This window comes from Sphingomonas sp. CFBP 13603 (assembly GCF_014892665.1).
In the GTDB taxonomy this organism is placed as follows: Bacteria; Pseudomonadota; Alphaproteobacteria; order Sphingomonadales; family Sphingomonadaceae; genus Sphingomonas.
Genome location: NZ_JADBIA010000003.1, coordinates 76,920 through 95,570, shown reverse-complemented (window position 1 = coordinate 95,570; position 18,651 = coordinate 76,920). Strand labels below are relative to the sequence as shown.

Genomic DNA, 18,651 nt, shown 5'->3' with positions numbered 1-18,651 from the left:
AACCCGTGCCGCACCGGAAAAGTTCAAACGGTCGCCTTATCCGCCATCGAGCAGTCGTGGCCGTTGCCGGTCTCGACCTGCAACGTCGCGTGGCCGATCCCGAATCTATCGTGGAGCATCGTCCTCGCGTCGCTCAGGAACCGGTCGCCCGGGTGGCCGGCAGGCATCACCAGATGCGCGGTGAGGACGGGCTCGGTGGTGCTCATCGGCCAGATGTGGAGATCGTGGATCTCGGTGACACCGGGCAGGCTGCACAGCGCGTCGTCGACATGGTCGAACTCGATCCCGCGGGGGACGGCGGACAGCGACATTTCGACGGTCTCGCGGAGCAGGCCCCAGGTCTGCCAGAAGATCAGGATCGCGATGACGATGCTGACCGCAGGGTCGATCCAGGTGAGGCCGGTGCGCCAGATCACGAAGCCGGCGATCACCACGCCCGCCGACACCAGCGCGTCCGCGGCCATGTGGAGGTACGCGCCGCGGATGTTGACGTCGCCCTTGCGACCGCGCGCGAACATCCAGGCGGTGAACGCGTTGACGGCGATGCCGATGCCCGCGACCATCGACACGGTGAGGCCGGCGGTCGGGGCGGGGTCGGAGAAGCGCTGCGACGCCTCCAGCACGATCGCGCCGAGCGCGACCAGCAGCAGCAAGGCGTTGGCCAGCGCGGCGAGGATCGTCGAGCCCTTCAGCCCGTAGGTGTAGCGCTTGGTCGGTGCGGTGCGCGCGAGCATCGTGCCGCCCCAGGCGACGACGAGGCCGAGCACGTCGCACAGATTGTGGCCGGCATCGGCGAGCAGCGCGACCGAGTCGATGCGAAGGCCGACGATCGCCTCGACGACGACGAAGACGATGTTGAGGCCGATGCCGATCGCGAAGGCGCGGTCGAACGAGGCGGGGGCGTGGCTGTGGCCGTGTCCGCCATGGGCGTGGCCGCCGCCGGCATGTGAGTGACCATGCGAATGGTCATGTCCGTGATAATGTCCGCCCAACGCTCGCCACTCCGCTAAATCCGGCCGCCGCCTAGCATTGACGTATCGTGAGATACTAGGACGCGGGATCAAGAACCTACGCTCTGGCTATTCCCGTGTCGTCATCCCAGCGAACGCTGGGATCCAGAGCCGCGAACCGCAACATTCTTGGCTCTGGATCCTGGGTCGAGCCCAGGATGACGGCGTGGGCGGGAGTGGTTAGCCCTCGTTCGCCAGCGCCTTCAACCGGTACAGTGTGTCCAGCGCGTCGCGCGGACTCATCGCATCGATATCGAGTTTCGCCAGATCCTCGCGCAGTACGTCGCACGCAGCCTCCTCGACCTGCGTCGCGGCGGCGAACAACGGCAGGTCGTCCAGCCCGGCCGCGAGCCCACCGGTCTTCGCGCGCCCGGCCTCGAGCTTTGCCAGCACAGCCTTCGCGCGCGCCACCGTCGCCGGCGACATCCCCGCCAACCGCGCGACCGCCAGCCCATAGCTCCGATCCGCCGGGCCGTCGGCGAGTTCGTGGAGCAGCACCAGCTCCCCCTTCCACTCGCGCGCGCGGACGTGATGCAGCGACAGCGCCTCGCAGCGCTCCGCCAACCGAGTCAGCTCGTGATAATGCGTCGCGAACAGGCAGCGGCAGCGATTGTCCTCGTGGATCGCCTCGACCACCGCCCAGGCGATCGCGAGCCCGTCATAGGTCGAGGTACCGCGCCCGACCTCGTCGAGGATCACGAACGACCGCGGTGTAGCCTGCGCGAGGATCGCCGCTGTCTCGACCATCTCGACCATGAACGTCGACCGCCCGCGCGCGAGGTTGTCGGAGGCACCGACGCGGCTGAACAGGCGATCGACCAGCCCCAGCGTGGCCTTGGTCGCGGGCACGTACGACCCGGCCTGCGCGAGCACCGCGATCAGCGCGTTCTGGCGGAGGAAGGTCGATTTACCGCCCATGTTCGGGCCGGTGACGAGCCACAACCGCGAACTCTCCGACAGGTTGCAGTCGTTGGCGACGAACCGGTCGCCCGATTTCGCGACCGCCGCCTCGACCACCGGATGCCGCCCGCCCTCGATCTCGAAACACGCGTGATCCACGAGCGAAGGCCGCGCCCAGGCGCCTTCCGCCGCACGCTCCGCCAGCCCCGCCGCGACATCGAGCCGCGCGAGCGCATCCGCGGTCGCCGCAATCGCCTCGCGCCCGGCCAAGGCCTGCGCGGTCAGTTCCTCCAGATGCGCCGCCTCCGCCGCCAGCCCGTGTGCGCCAGCCTGCGACACCTTCGCCGCAACCTCGTGCAGCGCCGGCGTATTGAACCGCACCACGCCCGCCAGCGTCTGGCGATGCGTGAAGCCACTCTCGGGCTTCATCAGAGGATCCGCCGCCCGCGCGGGCACTTCGACATGATAGCCGAGCACGCCGTTATGCCGGATTTTCAGTGCGGTAACGCCGGTCGCGGTGCGGAACTCCGCCTCCAGCGCCGCGATCGCCCGCCGCCCGCCAGCCCCCGCGTCGCGCAGGTCGTCGAGCGCGGCGTCATAGCCTGCCGCGATATACCCGCCGTCCGATGCCTCGATCGGCGGCGACGGCACCAGCGCGCGCTTCAACAGGTCGATCAGCGCACCATGTCCGCGCAATCGGGGCGCCATATCCCGTAACAGCACGGGCGGATCGACGATCGCGTCCATCCGCTCGCCGAGGCTCCACGCCCCGTCGAGTCCGTCGCGCAACTGTCCCAGATCGCGTGGGCCGCCACGCCCTGCCGCCAGCCGCCCGAGCGCGCGGCCGATGTCCGGCAAAGCGCGCAACGTCGAGCGCAACCGCTCGCGCGCCGCCTGGTCGTCATGGAATAGCCGCACCAGATCGAGCCGGGCGTCGATCGCCGCCTTGTCCATCAACGGCGCGCCGAGATCCGCGCCGAGCAACCGCGCGCCCGCCCCCGTCACGGTCCGGTCGACCGCGTCGAGCAGGCTGCCCTTCCGCACGCCGCCGGTGGTGCAGGTCAACTCCAGGCTCTCCCGCGTGGCAGCATCGATCGCCATCGTCTCCGCCGCGCGCCCAATCCGCGGCGGACGCAGAAAAGGCATAGCGCCCTTGGCATTATGCTCCAGATACGCGACCAGCCCGCCCGCCGCGGCGAGCCCCGCGCGGCCGAACTGCCCGAACCCGTCGAGCGTCGCCACGCCGTACAATCGCTTGAGCCGAGCCTCGCCCGCGCCGCTATCGAAGTCGATCTTCGGACGCAATGTCGTCGCGGCGTCCTCGAACTGGCTCGCCTCCGATGCGACGACTTCGGCCGCACCAAGCCGCGCGAGTTCCGCCTCGACCGCGTCGCCCGCAACCTCGACGATCTCGAACCGCCCGGTCGACACGTCCGCCGCGGCGATCGCCACCGATCCGCCAGCCTCGCCGATCGCCACGCACCAGTTATCCGAGCGGGCGTCGAGCAACGCTTCCTCGGTCAGCGTCCCCGCGGTCACCACGCGGACGATGGCGCGCGCGACGAGCGCCTTTGACCCGCCGCGCGCTTTGGCTTCCGCCGGACTCTCGACCTGCTCGGCGATTGCCACCCGGTGCCCCGCCTTGATCAGGCGTTGTAGATACACCGTCGCGGCGTGCACGGGCACGCCGCACATCGGGATCGGCTTGCCCTCATGCTCGCCGCGCGCGGTCAGCGCGATGTCGAGCACCCCCGCCGCGATCCGCGCATCGTCCATGAACAGTTCGAAGAAATCGCCCATCCGGTAGAACAACAGGCAATCCTGCGCCTCCGCCTTCAGGCCGAGATACTGCGTCATCATGGGGGTAGGGGCGGGGTTCGACATCACGGTGCGGGTAGCGAAAAGCCGCGCCCCATAAAACCCCTCTCTACTCGGCGGGAGGGAGGGCCCCGCGCGCAGCGTGGGAGGGTGAGGTGGCGTGAGGCTCGCGTGCTCACGCCAACCACCCCTCATCCGGCGCAGGCGCGCCACCTTCTCCCCAAGGGGGAGAAGGAGTTTCAATCGGGGCATCGTCTGCGTAAAGACACAGGCCACAAAGAGAGGCCCCGCCCATGTCCGACGAAACGCTGCAATTCTCCGAACGCGAAGCCTTGCTCTTCCACTCGGAAGGCCGCCCGGGGAAGATCGAGATCATCGCGTCGAAGCCGATGGCGACGCAGCGCGATCTCGCGCTCGCCTATTCGCCCGGCGTCGCGGTGCCGGTGCAGGCGATCTACGACGATCCCGCGACCGTCTACGATTATACCGCGAAGGGAAACCTCGTCGCGGTGATCTCGAACGGCACCGCGATCCTTGGCATGGGCAATCTCGGGCCGCTCGCCAGCAAGCCGGTGATGGAAGGCAAGGCGGTCCTCTTCAAGCGCTTCGCCGACGTCGACGCGATCGATATCGAGCTGAAGACCGAGGACGTGAACCGCTTCATCGACGCGGTCGAGCTGATGGAGCCGACCTTCGGCGGGATCAACCTCGAGGACATCAAGGCGCCGGAATGCTTCATCATCGAGCAGGCCCTGCGCGAACGCATGAACATTCCCGTCTTCCATGACGACCAGCACGGCACCGCGATCATCACCGCCGCCGGCCTGATCAACGCGTGTTTGCTCACCGGGCGGAAACTGTCCGAGGTCAAGATCGTCGTCAATGGCGCCGGCGCCGCGGCGATCGCCTGCACCGAGCTCGTGAAAGCAATGGGCGTGCGCGGCGACAACGTCATTCTCTGCGATCGCAAGGGCGTGATCTACCAGGGGCGCGAGGGCGTCGACCAGTGGAAGTCCGCGCACGCCGCGGTCACCGAAACGCGCACGCTGACCGAGGCGCTGGTGGGGGCCGACGTGTTCCTGGGGCTCTCCGCGGCGGGCTCGCTGACGCCGGAGATGGTCAAGGACATGGCGCCCGCACCGATCATCTTCGCGATGGCCAATCCCGAGCCGGAAATCCGCCCCGAACTGGCGATGGCCGCTCGCCCCGATGCGATCGTCGCGACCGGGCGCTCGGATTATCCGAACCAGGTCAACAACGTGCTCGGCTTCCCGTTCATCTTCCGCGGCGCCTTGGACGTCCGCGCGACCGGCATCAACGACGCGATGAAGATCGCCGCCGCCAACGCCATCGCCGAACTCGCGCGCGAACGCGTGCCCGAGGAAGTGGCGGCAGCGTACGGCGTCAGCCACAGCTTCGGCCCGGCGTACATCATCCCCGCGCCGTTCGATCCGCGGCTGATGGAAGTCGTCCCCGTCGCGGTCGCCAAGGCGGCGATGGCCTCCGGCGTCGCGACCAAGCCGATCCTCGACATCGAAGCGTATCGCCATTCGTTGCGCGCGCGCCTCAACCCGACCACCTCGGTCCTGTCGATGGCGTACGAAGGCGCGCGCGCGCATCCCAAGCGCGTGATCTTCGCTGAGGGCGAGGAAGAGGTTGTCCTGCGCGCGGCAATCGCGTTCAAGGAGGGCGGCTACGGCACCCCGGTGCTGGTCGGTCGCGACGACGTGCCCGACCGGTTGCGCGCGCTGGGCGTCACCGATCCCGAGAGCTTCGAACTCCACAACAGCCGCGTCTCGCCGCTCGTGCCGCGGATGGTCGACTTCCTGTATTCGCGGCTCCAGCGTCGCGGGTATCTGCGCCGCGATTGCGAGCGGATGGTCAACCAGGACCGCAACATCTTCGGCGCACTGCTGCTCCAGCTCGGCGAAGGCGACGCGCTGATCACCGGCATCACGCGCACGTACGGCGAGACGATGCGCCAGATTTATCGCGTGATCGATCCCGCCGCGGGGAAGACGCCGTTCGGCATCCATCTGCTCGTCGGGCAGAGCCACACGGTGTTCATTGCCGACACCACGGTGAACGAACGTCCGACCGCCGAGCAATTGGCCGACTTCGCCGAGCAGACTGCGGCAGTCGCGCGGCGGATGGGGCATGAGCCGCGCGTGGCGTTCCTCAGCTATTCGAACTTTGGTAATCCGAAGGGGGAGTGGCTCGACAACATCCGCGATGCGGTGACGGTGCTGGACGGGCGGAAGGTCGGGTTCGAATACGAAGGCGAGATGGCGCCGGATGTCGCGCTGAACCCGAAGCAGCTGGCGAACTATCCGTTTGCGCGGCTGTCGGGGCCGGCGAACGTGCTGATCATGCCGGGGCTCCAGTCGGCCCACATCTCGGCAAAGTTGCTGCGGGAACTGGGTGGGGACTCGGTCATCGGCCCTATGCTGATCGGCATGGAAAAGCCGGTCCAGGTCGCGCCAATGACCAGCACGGCCAGCGAACTGGTAACCCTGGCAGTGCTCGCGGCAGGCGGCATCGCCCGCTAATCTCCCTCGCCCCTACGGGGAGAGGGAAGGGGCCCGCGGCGCTTGCCGTGGGAAGGGAGAGGGGCTTGAGGCTCGGGTGGCTAATCCCAACGCCCCTCTCCCTTCCGTCGCAAGCGCTCCTCCCTCCCTCTCCCCGGAGGGGCGAGGGAATTGGCTCAGGCGTCTATGCTTGTGCCCAGCGAAGCATGCACCAGCCCGCCATCCACCGTGATCGTCTCCCCGATCACGTAATCCCCCGCGCGGCTGGCCAGGTAGATCGCCGCGCCGGCCATATCCTCGTCCACCCCGACCCGCTTCGCCGGAATCCCCTGCGCCACCGCATCGCCGTGATCGCGCGCCGCCTTGTTCATATCGCTCGCAAACGCGCCCGGCGCGATCGACGTCACATTGATAGAGTCCGTCACCAGTCGCGCCGCCATCCGTTTCGTCAGATAGATCAGCGCCGACTTCGACGCGTGATAGCTGTACGTCTCCCACGGGTTCAGCCGCTGCCCGTCGATCGACGTGATGTTGATCACCTTCGCCGGCTTCGCGCGCGATCCCGAAGCCTTCAACGCAGCATGCAAAGCCTGCGTCAGGAAGAACGGCGACTTCACGTTCAAGTCCATGACCTTGTCCCAGCCGACCTCCGAAAACTCCTCGAACGGCACGCCCCACGCCGCACCCGCGTTGTTCACGAGGATATCGAGCTTCAACTCATGTTCGGCGAACTGCGCGGCCAATGCCTTGCACCCCGCGACCGTCGACACGTCCTGCGGCAACGCGATGCAGTTCGGCCCGAGTTCCGCGGCCGCCGCCTCGCACACATCGGCCTTGCGCGACGAGATATACACCTTCGCCCCCTGCGCGATGAAGCCGGCGGCGATCATCTTGCCGATCCCGCGGCTGCCGCCGGTGATCAGCGCGACGCGGCCGTCGAGCCGGAACAGGTTGGTCGTATCCATCACGCATCCTCCGAATGTTTGCCCGCTTGGTATCGCCGAGCGCCGTCCGCCGCAAACCCGTTTTTCGAACCAGCCGTCATTGACGAGTGAAAAGCCCGTACTATGCTCGCCAAAAACTAGGAGAGAGCGTGTGAGGTTTTCTGGCAAGCGTGCCGTCGTGACCGGCGGTGCGTCCGGCATCGGCCGGGCGACCGCGCTGCGACTCGCCGACGAAGGCGCCACCGTCCTGATCGGCGACATCGACGAGGCCGGCGGCCACGCGATCGCCGACGCGTCCGGCGGCCGCATCCTGTTCCAGCGTACCGACGTGCTCCAGGCGGGCGATATCGAGGCGTTGATGCAGACCGCCGACGATGCGGGCGGGCTCGACATCCTGTTCAACAACGCCGGCGCGGGCGGCTCGCGCGACCCGATCGGCGAGATTTCGCCGGAGGACTGGGACCGCACGCAAGCGCTGCTCCTCCGCTCGGTCGCACTTGGTATCCGCTACGCCGCACCGCTGATGGCCAAGCGCGGCGGCGGCGCGATCGTCAACACCTCGTCGGTCTCCGCACTCGGCACCGGCTACGCGCCGACCGCCTATTCCACCGCCAAGGCCGGCGTGCTTCACCTCACTAAGCAGGCAGCCGCCGACCTCGCGCAGCACAAGATCCGCGTGAACGCGGTCGTCCCCGGCTTCATCGTCACCAACATCTTCACGCGCACGCTCGAACTCGACGCCGCCAAGACGTCACAGGCGGACGCAATGATCGCGCATATCGCCGCCGACGCACAGCCAATCCGCCGCCCCGGCACCAGCGAGGACATCGCCGCCGCGGTCGCGTTCCTCGCCAGCGACGATGCGAGCTTCATCACCGGCACGCACATCCTCGTGGATGGCGGCATGACGATCGGCACGCGGCCGAGCTGGGACCCGGCGCAACCCTCGCTGTTCGCGCTGCTCGACAAACTGAAATGACCGCACCCGCCCGCCGCCTCTCGACCGGCACGATGGCGAGCTACGGCTTCGGCGCCGTCGCCTACGGGGTAAAGGACGCCGGGTTCGGCACGTTCCTGCTGCTGTTCTACAACCAAGTCGTCGGGCTGCCGTCCGCCACCGTCGGGCTCGTCATCATGATGGCGCTGCTGATCGACGCATTCGTCGATCCGGCGGTGGGCTTCTTCTCCGATCGCACGCGGACGAAATGGGGCCGGCGGCATCCGTGGATGTACGCGTCTGCGCTGCCGATCATGGTCGGCTGGCTGCTGCTGTGGAACCCGCCCTCGGTGATGTCGGAGCCGCAGACGCTGATCTGGCTGTTCGTCATGGCGGTGATCGTGCGCAGCGCGGTGAGTTGCTACGAGGTCCCCTCGGTCGCGCTGACGCCCGAGTTGACTTCGGGCTATGACGAGCGGACGCGGATCATGGCGTATCGGTATCTGTTCGGCTGGGTCGGCGGGTTGCTGATGTTGTTGTCGGCGTACCAGTATTTCCTCGCGCCCACCGCAGCGTTTCCGAACGGGCTGCTCAATCGCGCCGGTTATGGCGGTTTTGCGTTGGCGGGGGCGATTTTCATTGGTGTCGCTATCCTCGTTTCCGCGCTCGGCACGCATCACGAGATCAGGCATCTCCCGAACCCGCCGATCGCCAAGCAGACCTTGCGCGAGTCCTTCGCCGAACTGCGCCAGACCGTGAAGAACCGCGCCTTCGCGATCCTGATGGCGGCGGGTGTCTGCGCGTACACGATCCAGGGCATCAGCTATGCGATGTCGAACTACCTCTATACCTATGTGTGGGGCTTCAAGGGGCCGGTGTTCGTCTATCTGACGATCGCGCTGTTCTCGGGCGTGTTCCTCGCGTTCCTCGCCGCGCCCCGGCTCGGCAGGACCGGCAGCAAGCCCAAGGCGGCGATGGGCGCGGTGCTGCTCGGCGCGGCACTCAACACGTCGCCGTACTGGTTGCGGATGCTCGGCGTGTTTCCGGAGGTTGGCGATCCGTCGCTGCTGCCGATGCTGTTCGGGTTCTTCATCCTCGGCACCGCGTCGAACGTCACCGGGTTCATCCTCGGCGCGTCGATGATGGCGGACGTGGTCGAGGATTCGGAGGCGAAGACGGGTAGGCGGTCGGAAGGCGTGTTCTTCGCGGGCTCGTTCTTCGTCCAGAAATGCACGAGCGGGATCGGGATATTCTTCGCGGGCATGATCCTCGCGGTGGCGGGGTTCCCGGCCAAGGCTATGCCGGGGACGGTCCCGGTGGGAACGATCGATCGCCTCACGCTGATCTACGCCGGCCTCTACATCGTGCTGGCGTGCGTCTCGGCGTTCTTCTTCTCGCGGTTTCCGTTTGGCCGGGTCGAGCATGAGGCGCGGTTGGCGAGACTGGCAACGACACCCGTGCAATTTCCTCCGTCATCCTGACGAAAGTCAGGATCCAGAGTGAATGATGGCTGCCCTTCGCGGCTCTGGATCCTGACTTTCGTCAGGATGACGAGGATGATGGAAGGCATTGCGCGGCCCGCCCTTCCAGTGCCAGGGACACCACGGTAGGACCGACGCTTGGCCTTCCCGATATCGAGGAACGGCGACATCGGAGTTCCCATGCGCATTCCCGCTCTAGCCACCGCCCTCGGTCTCGTCCTCGCATCCCCCGCCGTCGCGCAGACGGTCGCACCGGTCCTCACCACCCCCGACGCGCACGACCCGCACAGCTATGCCCGCCCCGCCGAGGCGCGCGTCACGCACGTCGCGCTCGATCTTGCCGCCGACTTCGACACGCACGTCATCCGCGGCATCGCCACGCTCGACTTCCTCGCGGCCCCCGGTGCCACACAGGTCGTGCTCGACGACAACGGCCTGAAGATCGTCAACATCACTGACGCGAACGGCAAGCCGCTCCCCTACTCGGTCGGCGCGGTCGACAAGATCCACGGCGCGCCACTGACCGTCACGCTCAACGGCGCCAAGAAAATCCGCATCGCCTACGCCTCGTCGCCCGACGCAAAGGCGCTGCAATGGCTCACCCCTGCGCAGACCGCGGGCAAGAAGCAGCCGTTCCTGTTCAGCCAGGGCGAGGCGATCCTCAACCGCAGCTGGATTCCGACGCAGGACTCCCCCGGCATCCGCCAGACCTGGGAAGCGAAGATCGCCGTCCCCAAGCAGCTCACCGCGGTGATGAGCGGACTCGCAACCGGCAAGCCCGCCTGCGTCGCGGATCGCTGCACATTCCAGTTTAAGATGGACAAACCCGTCGCCCCGTATTTGATCGCGCTCGCGGTCGGCGACATCGCGTTCAAGTCGACCGGCCCGCGCACCGGGATCTGGGCCGAACCCGCGACGCTCCCCAAGGCCGCGTACGAGTTCGGCGAGCTCGAGAAGTTCGTCGCCGCCGCCGAAGGGCTGTACGGTCCGTATCGCTGGGGCCGCTACGACGTGCTGGTCCTGCCGCCGTCGTTCCCGTTCGGCGGCATGGAGAACCCGACGCTCACCTTCGCCACACCGACCGCGATCGCCGGCGACCGCAGCCTCGTATCGCTGATCGCGCACGAACTCGCGCACAGCTGGTCGGGCAATCTCGTGACGAACGCGACGTGGGACGATTTCTGGCTCAACGAAGGCTTCACCAGCTATTTCGAGAACCGGATCATGGAAGCGCTCTACGGCAAGCGCCGCGCCGACATGGAGGCCGACCTCGCCTGGACCGACATGCTCGCCGCGGTAAAGGATGCTGGCGGACCCGCCGCGAAGGACACACAGCTCCACCTAGACCTCGACGCCGCGCGCGATCCCGACGACGGCATGACGCAGATCGCTTACGACAAGGGCGCAGCGTTCCTCCGCACGATTGAGAAGCAGGTCGGCCGTGCGCGGTGGGATGCCTATCTCCGCAGCTATTTCGACCGCCACGCCTTCCAGCCGCAGACCAGCGCGGGCTTCCTCGCCGACCTCAAGTCAAAGCTGCTGACGCCCGCCGAAGCCAAGACGATCGGGGTCGATGCTTGGGTCTACAGCCCCGGTATCCCGGCGAACGCGGTGCACGTGACGTCCGCCGCGTTCCCCGCGGTCGATGCGGCGGCGAAGGCGTATGCGGCCGGCGGTCACGTGTCCGCCGTTCCCGGCAGGGCAACTACGCAGGAGATCACGCGGTTCATCACGCAGTTACCGCGCAAACTCCCGGCCGAGCGGTTGAAGACGCTCGACACCGCGTTCCGCTGGAACACCACCGGCAATGCGGAGATCCGCTTCGCCTGGCTGCAACTCGCGCTCGCCAATCACTATGCGCCCGCCGATGCGTCGGCCGAGCAGTTCCTGACCTCGCAGGGCCGCCGGAAATTCGTCGCGCCGCTGTTCCAGCAGCTGATGGACTCGGGCGACTGGGGTCACAAGCTGGCGATGGACATCTACGGCAAGGCGCGGCCGGGCTATCATGCGGTCACGCAGGTCACGGTGGACCGCATAACCGGTTGGAAACTCATGAACTGAGCCTGTCTGGACGCCATTTCGGGCGTTGGTCGGCGCGGTAACACGCTTCGTCGGATATGGTTCCCGGCCGGCTTTCAATTAAATCGAACCTCCCGTAGCCAGAATGCGACAAACGGGTTTTGGCCGGGGGGTCTCGATGAATTTCAAGGCGTTAGCAGCGCGTTTTGCGCTGGTGGTATCGTGCGGCCTGATGACGGCCACCCCTGCTGCGGCTCAGTTCTGGCAGTGCGTGACGTTCGCTCGCTCGGTGTCGGGCATCGAAATCCGCGGCAACGCCAACACCTGGTGGAGCCAGGCCGAGGGTCGCTACGAGCGTGGCCACACACCGAAGGCCGGCTCGGTCCTCGCCTTCTCGCCGACCTCGCGGATGCGCGTCGGCCATGTCGCGATGGTCTCGAAGGTCGTCAGCGACCGCGAAGTCCTCCTCACGCATGCCAACTGGTCGCGCCCCGGCGCGATCGAGACCAACGTCCGCGCGGTCGACGTCTCGCCGGCCGGTGACTGGAGCATGGTCAAGGTCTGGTACGGTCCGCAGGGCGACCTCGGCACCTCGGCCTATCCGACCAAGGGCTTCATCTACTCGGGGCATGCGCCTGCTGGCGATACGCTCGACGCACAGCCTTCGTACCAGATGGCCAGCACCGTCCACACCGTCACCGCAACGCAGCGCGCCAACGCCGCGCAGCTCGCGACGATCCAGCATGGACCGACCGACCCCCGCGGCATCTTCACGCTAGTGAACGAGGCGAACTGAGGTTCTTACTTCCGCGTGATGCCTGACGTCCGCGACAGTTTACGCGCTACATCCAACGTTTCGCTACTGATTGCTCCCCGACAGTGCAGTTAAGCGACCTCCCCGGCGAAAGCCGGGGCCCAGTTGGAAAGGTCGCAGTAACAGCCCGCTACCCTCTTTAGCGACGTCCCCCAACTGGACCCCGGCCTTCGCCGGGGAGGTGCTTGAGGGTAGATCACTGCTCTACAAAACTTGTTGTTCTCCCGCGAAGGCGGGAGCCCAGTCTGGACCCCCGCCTTCGCGGGGGAACACTTTTTTTGTTTAGCAGTGTCACGCGTCGACCGCGTTTAACTGAACGCCCTCAGGCTGCCCTAAACGTCAGCGCATCGCCATTCATGCAATAGCGCTTCCCCGTCGGCTTCGGCCCATCGTCGAACACGTGCCCCAAATGCCCGCCGCAGCGCCGACAATGCACCTCGGTCCGCCCCATCCCCATCGTCGAATCCACCCGCGTCCGCACCGCGTTCGGCAGTGGCTGCCAGAAGCTCGGCCAACCCGTCCCGCTTTCGAACTTGGTCTTCGACGAGAAGTTCGGCAACGCACACCCGCCGCACGAGAAGATCCCCGCGCGATGCTCGCCGTTGAGCGGACTGGAATAGGGCACTTCCGTCGCTTCCTTGCGCAGCGTATCATACGCGTCGGGCGACAGTTTCTTACGCCACTGCGCGTCGGTCAGCGTCACCTCGAACCGCTCGGCGGCCTGCGCGGGCTGCGACGAGCACCCCCAGAGCGCAAAGCCGGCGACACCTGCTCCGGCAAGCGTGAGGAAAGCGCGGCGGTCCTGGGTCATGTTCGTCTCCATGGTTCGGATATAGGTACGTTCGAACCACCCGATAAGGTTACGCCATCCCTCAGTATTTGCTGATCTCCACCGGCAGAGTGCGATAGCCGTGGACGAAGCAGGCGGCGACCCGCGTCGGTTCGGCGAGCACGTTGATCCGCATGCGGCGGGCGGCCATCTCCTCCAGCAGGATCGCGATCTGCATCTCCGCCAGCCGCGCGCCGACGCAGCGATGGATGCCGTGGCCGAACGCTAGATGCCGCCGCGCGTTCGGGCGGTCGACCACGATCGCGTCCGCATCGTCGCCGAACACGCTCTCGTCGCGGTTCGCCGAGATGTACCAGAGCGCGAGCTTGTCGCCCGCCTTGATCTGCTGCCCCATCAGCTCCGCGTCGGCCGTCGCGGTGCGACGCATGTGCGCGAGCGGCGTCTGCCAGCGCAGGATCTCGCTCACCGCGTTGGGGATCAGCGCCGGATCCGCCTCCAGCTTCGCGCGCGATTCCGGAAACTTGTCGAGGCCGTAGGCGAGCGCGGACATCGAATTGCGCGTCGTGTCGTTGCCGCCGACGATCAGCAGGATGAGATTCCCGATGAACTCGTTGTGATCCATGTGGCTCATCGCGTCCGAATGGATCATCATCGAGATCAGGTCGGGCGTCGGCGCCTTGTCGATCTTCGCGTCCCACAAGCCTTTGAAATACGATCCGCATTCGAACATGTGCACGAGCCGCTGGCCGCGCAGTTCCTCATTCTTCACAATCTCGATATCGCCCGCCCAGTCCGACCACAACGGCAGTTTCCGCCGGTCCGCCCAGGGAAAGTCGAACAGGATCGCCAGCATCTGCGTGGTGAGTTCTATCGCGACGGTATCGACCCAGTCGAACGGCGTGTTCCAAGGCAGGCTGTCGAGCATGTCTGCGGTCCGCCTGCGGATATCGCCCGACATCCGCGTCATCTCGCTCGGGGTAAAGGCGGGTGCGACGGTGCGGCGCTGGCCGGTATGCACCGGCCGGTCGCGCGCGATGAACATCGGCATGCGGACGTCGCGCTCGGCGACGAAATCGGCGATCGTGATCCCGCCTGCCTCGGAGGAATAGAGATCGGGGAGCGACTCGACCTCGACGATGCCCTTGTAGGAGGAGACCGACCAATAGGGGCCGTAGTCGGAATGCTCGACATAATGGACGGGGGCCTCGGCGCGGAGTTGCGCGAACGGCGCCTGCCAGAGGTCGTCGCGGTAGAGTTCGGCGCGGCTCACGTCGAGCGGATCGACCGTCGGTTGCGCCACGTCTCGTACCAGAGTCGCCATCGTCTCTCTCCCGTGTTTTGCCGCAGGAGAGGCTTTGCTGACACTTATGTCAATAGACGTGGTTCTCTTGCGAACGCAGGAGTCCAGGGTAGCAAACGCCATCCCTCGCGGTCCTGGGCTCCTGCGTTCGCAGGAGAACGGTTAAGCGACTGCCTTGGCCTTGCGCCGCCAGAACGGCCGGGCGCTGCCCGACTGCAGCACGCCCCTTCGGAACAGCCTTGCGCCCACGGTAATGAAGATTGTCACCCACAACGCCTGCCACGCGAGTGCGGCGACGTGTGGCCACAGTTCGGGGGAGTTTGCCGCGCGGCCGGCCATTGCGAATGGCGAGGAGAGCGGGAACAGTTCGGCGGCGGTGGCGATCCAGCTGCCGGGGTGCGAGACCGCCGCGGACGACAGCCCGAACATCGCGACCTGCAGGATCGTGATCGGCAACGACAGCATCTGGATCTCGCGCATCGTCGAGGCCTGCGCGCCGACGCCCAGAAATACCGAGCCGAGGAGGAGGTACGCCATACTGAAATATGCCGCAAATAGGAGGGCGAACATCGGTGCGCCGACCGCGGGCGTCAGGTCGCCCAGCGCCACCGCCGCGGCGGCAGGCATCAGCGACGTGATCTGCGTGACGACAGTCCCCCAGAACGCGACGAACAGCACCGCGACGCCGAACATCCCGATCAGCTTGCCGAAGAACACCGACTCTAGCGGCACCGCGGCGGCGAGCACCTCGATCACCTTGTTGTTGCGCTCCTCGGCCATCGTGCCGACGACCTGGCCCGACAGGAACAGCGTCAGGAAAAAGATCCCGAACACCGCGAAGAAGGCGGATTGGTGCTGGCCACCGACCGAGGTGGTCGAACGCGTGATCTGCGTCTTGGTCGCGGCGATCACGGGCAGCGTTCCGCCGAGCTTCTGCGCGGCGAGCGTCGTCTGTGCGAGCAGTCCGAGATAGTCCGCCGAGCGCTTCCCGCGCGGCCCGTACAGGATCTGCGGCGTATCGAGCGGGCCGTACAGTACTGCCGACGCATCGACGTCCTTCGTCTCGAACGCAGCGCGGGCTTGCGCCGCGGGATCGGCGGTCGGCGCGACGATCGACAGTTCGGGAGGCGCTTCGTCGCCACGGAACATGCCGCGCAGGCGTGTGTCGGCCTCATCGATAGGCCGCGCGGAAGTGGCGGGGACGATCGCGATGATCCGCGTCTTGTCCTGCGCGCCGCCGCTGACGCTCGCCGCGCCCATCCCGCCGATCGCGCCGAACGATCCCATGATGACCGGCGCGAACAGGAACAGCAGGAATATCGGGGTGAACACCGTGGCGATGAAGTCGCGGCGCGCGATCGTGAACGTCTGGCGGAGGGTGCGACGGAAACGGCTCATGCTGCCTTCTCCACAGGTACATCACCGTGCTGCCCGACGATCCGGACGAACGCCTCGTGCAAGCCGGGCCGTTCGATCGACAGCCCCGAAATCCCGTACCCCGCGTCGATCAGTCTCACGAGCAAGCTCTCGATCCCCTCGTTCGGCAGCTCGAACCGCCAGCTGTCCCCGTCCGCCACCGCATCCACCGGCAGCACACCCCGAATGGCAGGATCGGGCCGATGCGGCGTGTAGTGGACGCGTTGCGGCAATATCCCTCGCGCGTCCGCGACCGTGCCTTCGAACCGCCGCTTGCCGCCGGCGATGATTGCCAGCCGGTCGCACAGCCGCTCGGCGTGGCTCATGATATGAGTCGAGAACAGGATCGTCGCGCCGCGGTCGCGTTCGTTGAGGATCAGCTTCTCGAGCCGCTCCTGGTTGACCGGATCGAGCCCCGAAAACGGCTCGTCGAGCACCAGTAGGTCGGGCTGGTGCACCACCGAGCCGAGCAACTGCACCAGCTGCGCCATGCCCTTCGACAGCTTCCGGATCTTCTCGTCGACCGCATGGCCGAGTCCTGCGGCTTCCATCAGCACCACCGCACGCTCGCGCCCGGTCTTCCAGTCGAGCCCACGCAGAGCCCCCAAAAACGCGATCGCTTCGCGCGCCTTCATCGCCGGATACAGCCCGCGCTCCTCGGGCAGATAGCCGACCCGGTCGCTCGCATCGCGCGGATTGTCGTAGCCGAGCAGCGTTCGCGATCCCTCGTCGGGCTCGATGATCCCGAGCAGCATGCGCAGCGTCGTCGTCTTGCCCGCGCCGTTGGGCCCTAGCACGCCGTACACCGAGCCGCGCGGCACCATCATGTCCACCCCGTCGACCACGCGCCGATCGCCGAACCGCTTTACGATCCCGTTCGCGGTGACCGCCCATTCATCGTTCACGCGCAATCTTCCTCCCGAGGGTGGCGTCGTGGTAGCGGGCGGACGTGGCGCAAGACAAGCTGGAACACAGGCTGAAGGCCAAAGCGGCGGAACTCGGCTTCGTCGCGTGCGGGATCGCGGATGCGGGGGCGGCGCCGCGTGCCGGCGAACGGCTGCACCAGTGGCTCGCGGACGGCCGCCACGGCGACATGATCTGGATGGAGGAGCGCAAGCACCACCGCGAGAGTCCCGCCGGCCTCTGGCCTGAGGTGCGCAGCGTCATCGCGCTCGGCATGAGCTATGCGCCGAAGGACGATCCGCTCCGGCTGGCGGACGAAGGCGGGGTAGGGCGGATCTCGGTCTATGCGCAGGGCCCCGATTATCACGACGTCGTGAAGCGGCAGTTGAAGGCGCTGGGGCGGTGGCTGGCGGCGGAGGCAGGGCGCGACTTGCCCCTCTTCGACCTGAAGGTGTTTGTCGACACCGCGCCGGTGATGGAAAAGCCGCTTGCCGAAGCCGCCGGGCTGGGCTGGCAGGGCAAGCACACCAATCTCGTCAGCCGCGATCATGGCAGCTGGCTATTCCTGGGCGCGATCTACACCACGCTCGATCTGGAGCCGGACAAGGGCGGCGTCGACACCTGCGGCAGTTGCGACGCGTGCCAGACCGCGTGCCCGACCGCGGCGTTTCCGCAGCCGTACCAGCTCGATGCCCGCCGCTGCATTTCCTACCTCACGATCGAACATGCCGGGCCGATCCCGCACGAATTCCGCGCCGCGATCGGCAACCGCATCTATGGCTGCGACGACTGCCTGGCGGTGTGCCCCTGGAACAAGTTCGCCGCCGCCGCCAACGCGAACCTCGCCTTCCACCCCCGCGCGGAACTGATCGCGCCCGAACTTGCCGACATCCTCGCGCTTGACGACGCAAGCTTCCGCACTGTCTTCGCGGGCTCCCCGATCAAGCGCATCGGCCGTAGCAAGATGATCCGCAATGCGTTGATCGCCGCGGGCAACAGCGGCGATCCCGTCCTCATCGAACCGGTCGTGCGGCTCTTGGACGATCCCGCTTCGGTCGTCCGCGATTCCGCGATCTGGGCTCTGGCCCGGCTCGATCGCGTACGGTTCCTGGACGAACGCCCCGGCCGTGTTCTGTACGAAGCCGACGACAGTATTCGCGCTGCATGGACGTGTGCCGACGCTATGCCAGCCGATCGGACTCCGTCGACGCCCGCGGATGCGAAGGGCGCTGCCGACCTCGCGGCCGGCAGCGCCCTCCCGTTTTAGGCGACGTCTCGGTCGCCTTCCGGCGCGCCGATACGATCGTTCGCCGCGGTCCCCGAGATTTCGATCCGGCGCGGCTTCATCGCCTCGGGCACTTCGCGCTTCAGGGCGATGACGAGCAGCCCGTTGTCGAAGCGCGCGTTCTGCACCTGGACGAAGTCGGCCAGCTGGAACCGGCGCTCGAACGCGCGGGTCGCGATGCCGCGGTGCAGGAACCGGCACTCGTCGCGGTCGTCCGGACGTCGGCCGGTCACGGTCAGCTGATTGTTCTGGGCCACGATCTCGATGTCGTCGGGACGGAAGCCTGCCACCGCCAGCGTGATCTGATAGCTGTCCTCGCTCTCGCGCTCGATATCGAACGGGGGGTAGCCTTCCGGGGCGTCCGTCCGTGCGGTGGTTTCGAGCAGATCGAACAGCCGATCGAAGCCGACCGTCGACCGGCGATAGGGAGCGAAATCGAAGTTGGTCCTCATATCCAAATCCTCCTCATGAGCAATCTGAGCACAAGGAACACCGGAGACCGAGCC

14 protein-coding genes are annotated in these 18,651 nt (G+C 66.7%); 6 read left to right on the top strand and 8 right to left on the bottom strand.

Annotated features, from left to right (window positions below):
• Nucleotides 1-23 precede the first annotated feature (23 nt).
• Together IFR23_RS05920 and mutS are read right to left on the bottom strand one after the other, a co-directional pair.
• Entirely contained in the window at nt 24-992 is a 969-nt protein-coding gene (locus tag IFR23_RS05920) for a cation diffusion facilitator family transporter (protein ID WP_192975107.1), read from the bottom strand.
• Nucleotides 993-1,190: 198 nt separating this feature from the next.
• A complete protein-coding gene (gene mutS, locus IFR23_RS05915; protein ID WP_192975374.1) occupies nt 1,191-3,770 on the bottom strand; it encodes a DNA mismatch repair protein MutS in 2,580 nt (859 codons plus the stop codon).
• A gap of 251 nt (nt 3,771-4,021) precedes the next feature.
• Here mutS and IFR23_RS05910 point away from each other — a divergent pair, with 251 nt between their 5' ends.
• Nucleotides 4,022-6,277, top strand: coding sequence for an NADP-dependent malic enzyme (locus IFR23_RS05910; protein WP_192975106.1), 2,256 nt, complete (start codon nt 4,022-4,024; stop codon nt 6,275-6,277).
• Between the two features lie 155 nt (nt 6,278-6,432).
• Here IFR23_RS05910 and IFR23_RS05905 read toward each other — a convergent pair whose 3' ends face one another.
• Nucleotides 6,433-7,221 (bottom strand): SDR family NAD(P)-dependent oxidoreductase, encoded by a 789-nt coding sequence (locus IFR23_RS05905; protein ID WP_192975105.1) that lies wholly within the window; start codon nt 7,219-7,221, stop codon nt 6,433-6,435.
• A 130-nt stretch (nt 7,222-7,351) separates the two neighbouring features.
• Here IFR23_RS05905 and IFR23_RS05900 point away from each other — a divergent pair, with 130 nt between their 5' ends.
• From IFR23_RS05900 to IFR23_RS05885, 4 genes are all read left to right on the top strand, one after another.
• Nucleotides 7,352-8,179, top strand: a complete 828-nt coding sequence (locus tag IFR23_RS05900) for a glucose 1-dehydrogenase (RefSeq protein WP_192975104.1) — start codon at nt 7,352-7,354, stop codon at nt 8,177-8,179.
• Nucleotides 8,176-9,618 (top strand): MFS transporter, encoded by a 1,443-nt coding sequence (locus IFR23_RS05895; RefSeq protein WP_244655483.1) that lies wholly within the window; start codon nt 8,176-8,178, stop codon nt 9,616-9,618. Before IFR23_RS05900 ends, IFR23_RS05895 begins: the two co-directional genes overlap by 4 nt.
• 180 nt (nt 9,619-9,798) lie before the next feature.
• Entirely contained in the window at nt 9,799-11,679 is a 1,881-nt protein-coding gene (locus IFR23_RS05890) for a M1 family metallopeptidase (protein ID WP_192975103.1), read from the top strand.
• A gap of 136 nt (nt 11,680-11,815) precedes the next feature.
• A complete protein-coding gene (locus IFR23_RS05885; protein ID WP_192975102.1) occupies nt 11,816-12,433 on the top strand; it encodes a CHAP domain-containing protein in 618 nt (205 codons plus the stop codon).
• Nucleotides 12,434-12,773: 340 nt separating this feature from the next.
• Here the strand turns inward: IFR23_RS05885 and msrB are convergent, their stop codons facing one another.
• The 4 genes from msrB to IFR23_RS05865 form a co-directional block, all read right to left on the bottom strand.
• Nucleotides 12,774-13,274: a peptide-methionine (R)-S-oxide reductase MsrB gene (gene msrB / locus IFR23_RS05880; protein WP_192975101.1), complete on the bottom strand. Its 501-nt coding sequence runs from the start codon at nt 13,272-13,274 to the stop codon at nt 12,774-12,776.
• Between the two features lie 49 nt (nt 13,275-13,323).
• Complete coding sequence (locus IFR23_RS05875; RefSeq protein ID WP_192975100.1) at nt 13,324-14,562, bottom strand: cytochrome P450; 1,239 nt, start codon at nt 14,560-14,562, stop codon at nt 13,324-13,326.
• A 141-nt stretch (nt 14,563-14,703) separates the two neighbouring features.
• Nucleotides 14,704-15,939: an ABC transporter permease gene (locus IFR23_RS05870; protein WP_192975099.1), complete on the bottom strand. Its 1,236-nt coding sequence runs from the start codon at nt 15,937-15,939 to the stop codon at nt 14,704-14,706.
• A complete protein-coding gene (locus IFR23_RS05865; protein WP_192975098.1) occupies nt 15,936-16,862 on the bottom strand; it encodes an ATP-binding cassette domain-containing protein in 927 nt (308 codons plus the stop codon). The genes IFR23_RS05870 and IFR23_RS05865 overlap by 4 nt, the downstream gene beginning before the upstream one ends.
• Before the next feature lie 44 nt (nt 16,863-16,906).
• Between IFR23_RS05865 and queG the strand changes: the two genes are divergently transcribed.
• Nucleotides 16,907-18,127 carry a tRNA epoxyqueuosine(34) reductase QueG gene (gene queG / locus IFR23_RS05860; RefSeq protein WP_192975097.1) on the top strand — a complete coding sequence of 407 codons (1,221 nt, stop codon included), beginning with the start codon at nt 16,907-16,909 and terminating at the stop codon, nt 18,125-18,127.
• Here queG and IFR23_RS05855 read toward each other — a convergent pair.
• Nucleotides 18,124-18,597, bottom strand: a complete 474-nt coding sequence (locus IFR23_RS05855; RefSeq protein WP_192975096.1) for an Hsp20 family protein — start codon at nt 18,595-18,597, stop codon at nt 18,124-18,126. The genes queG and IFR23_RS05855 overlap by 4 nt on opposite strands.
• Nucleotides 18,598-18,651 lie beyond the last annotated feature (54 nt).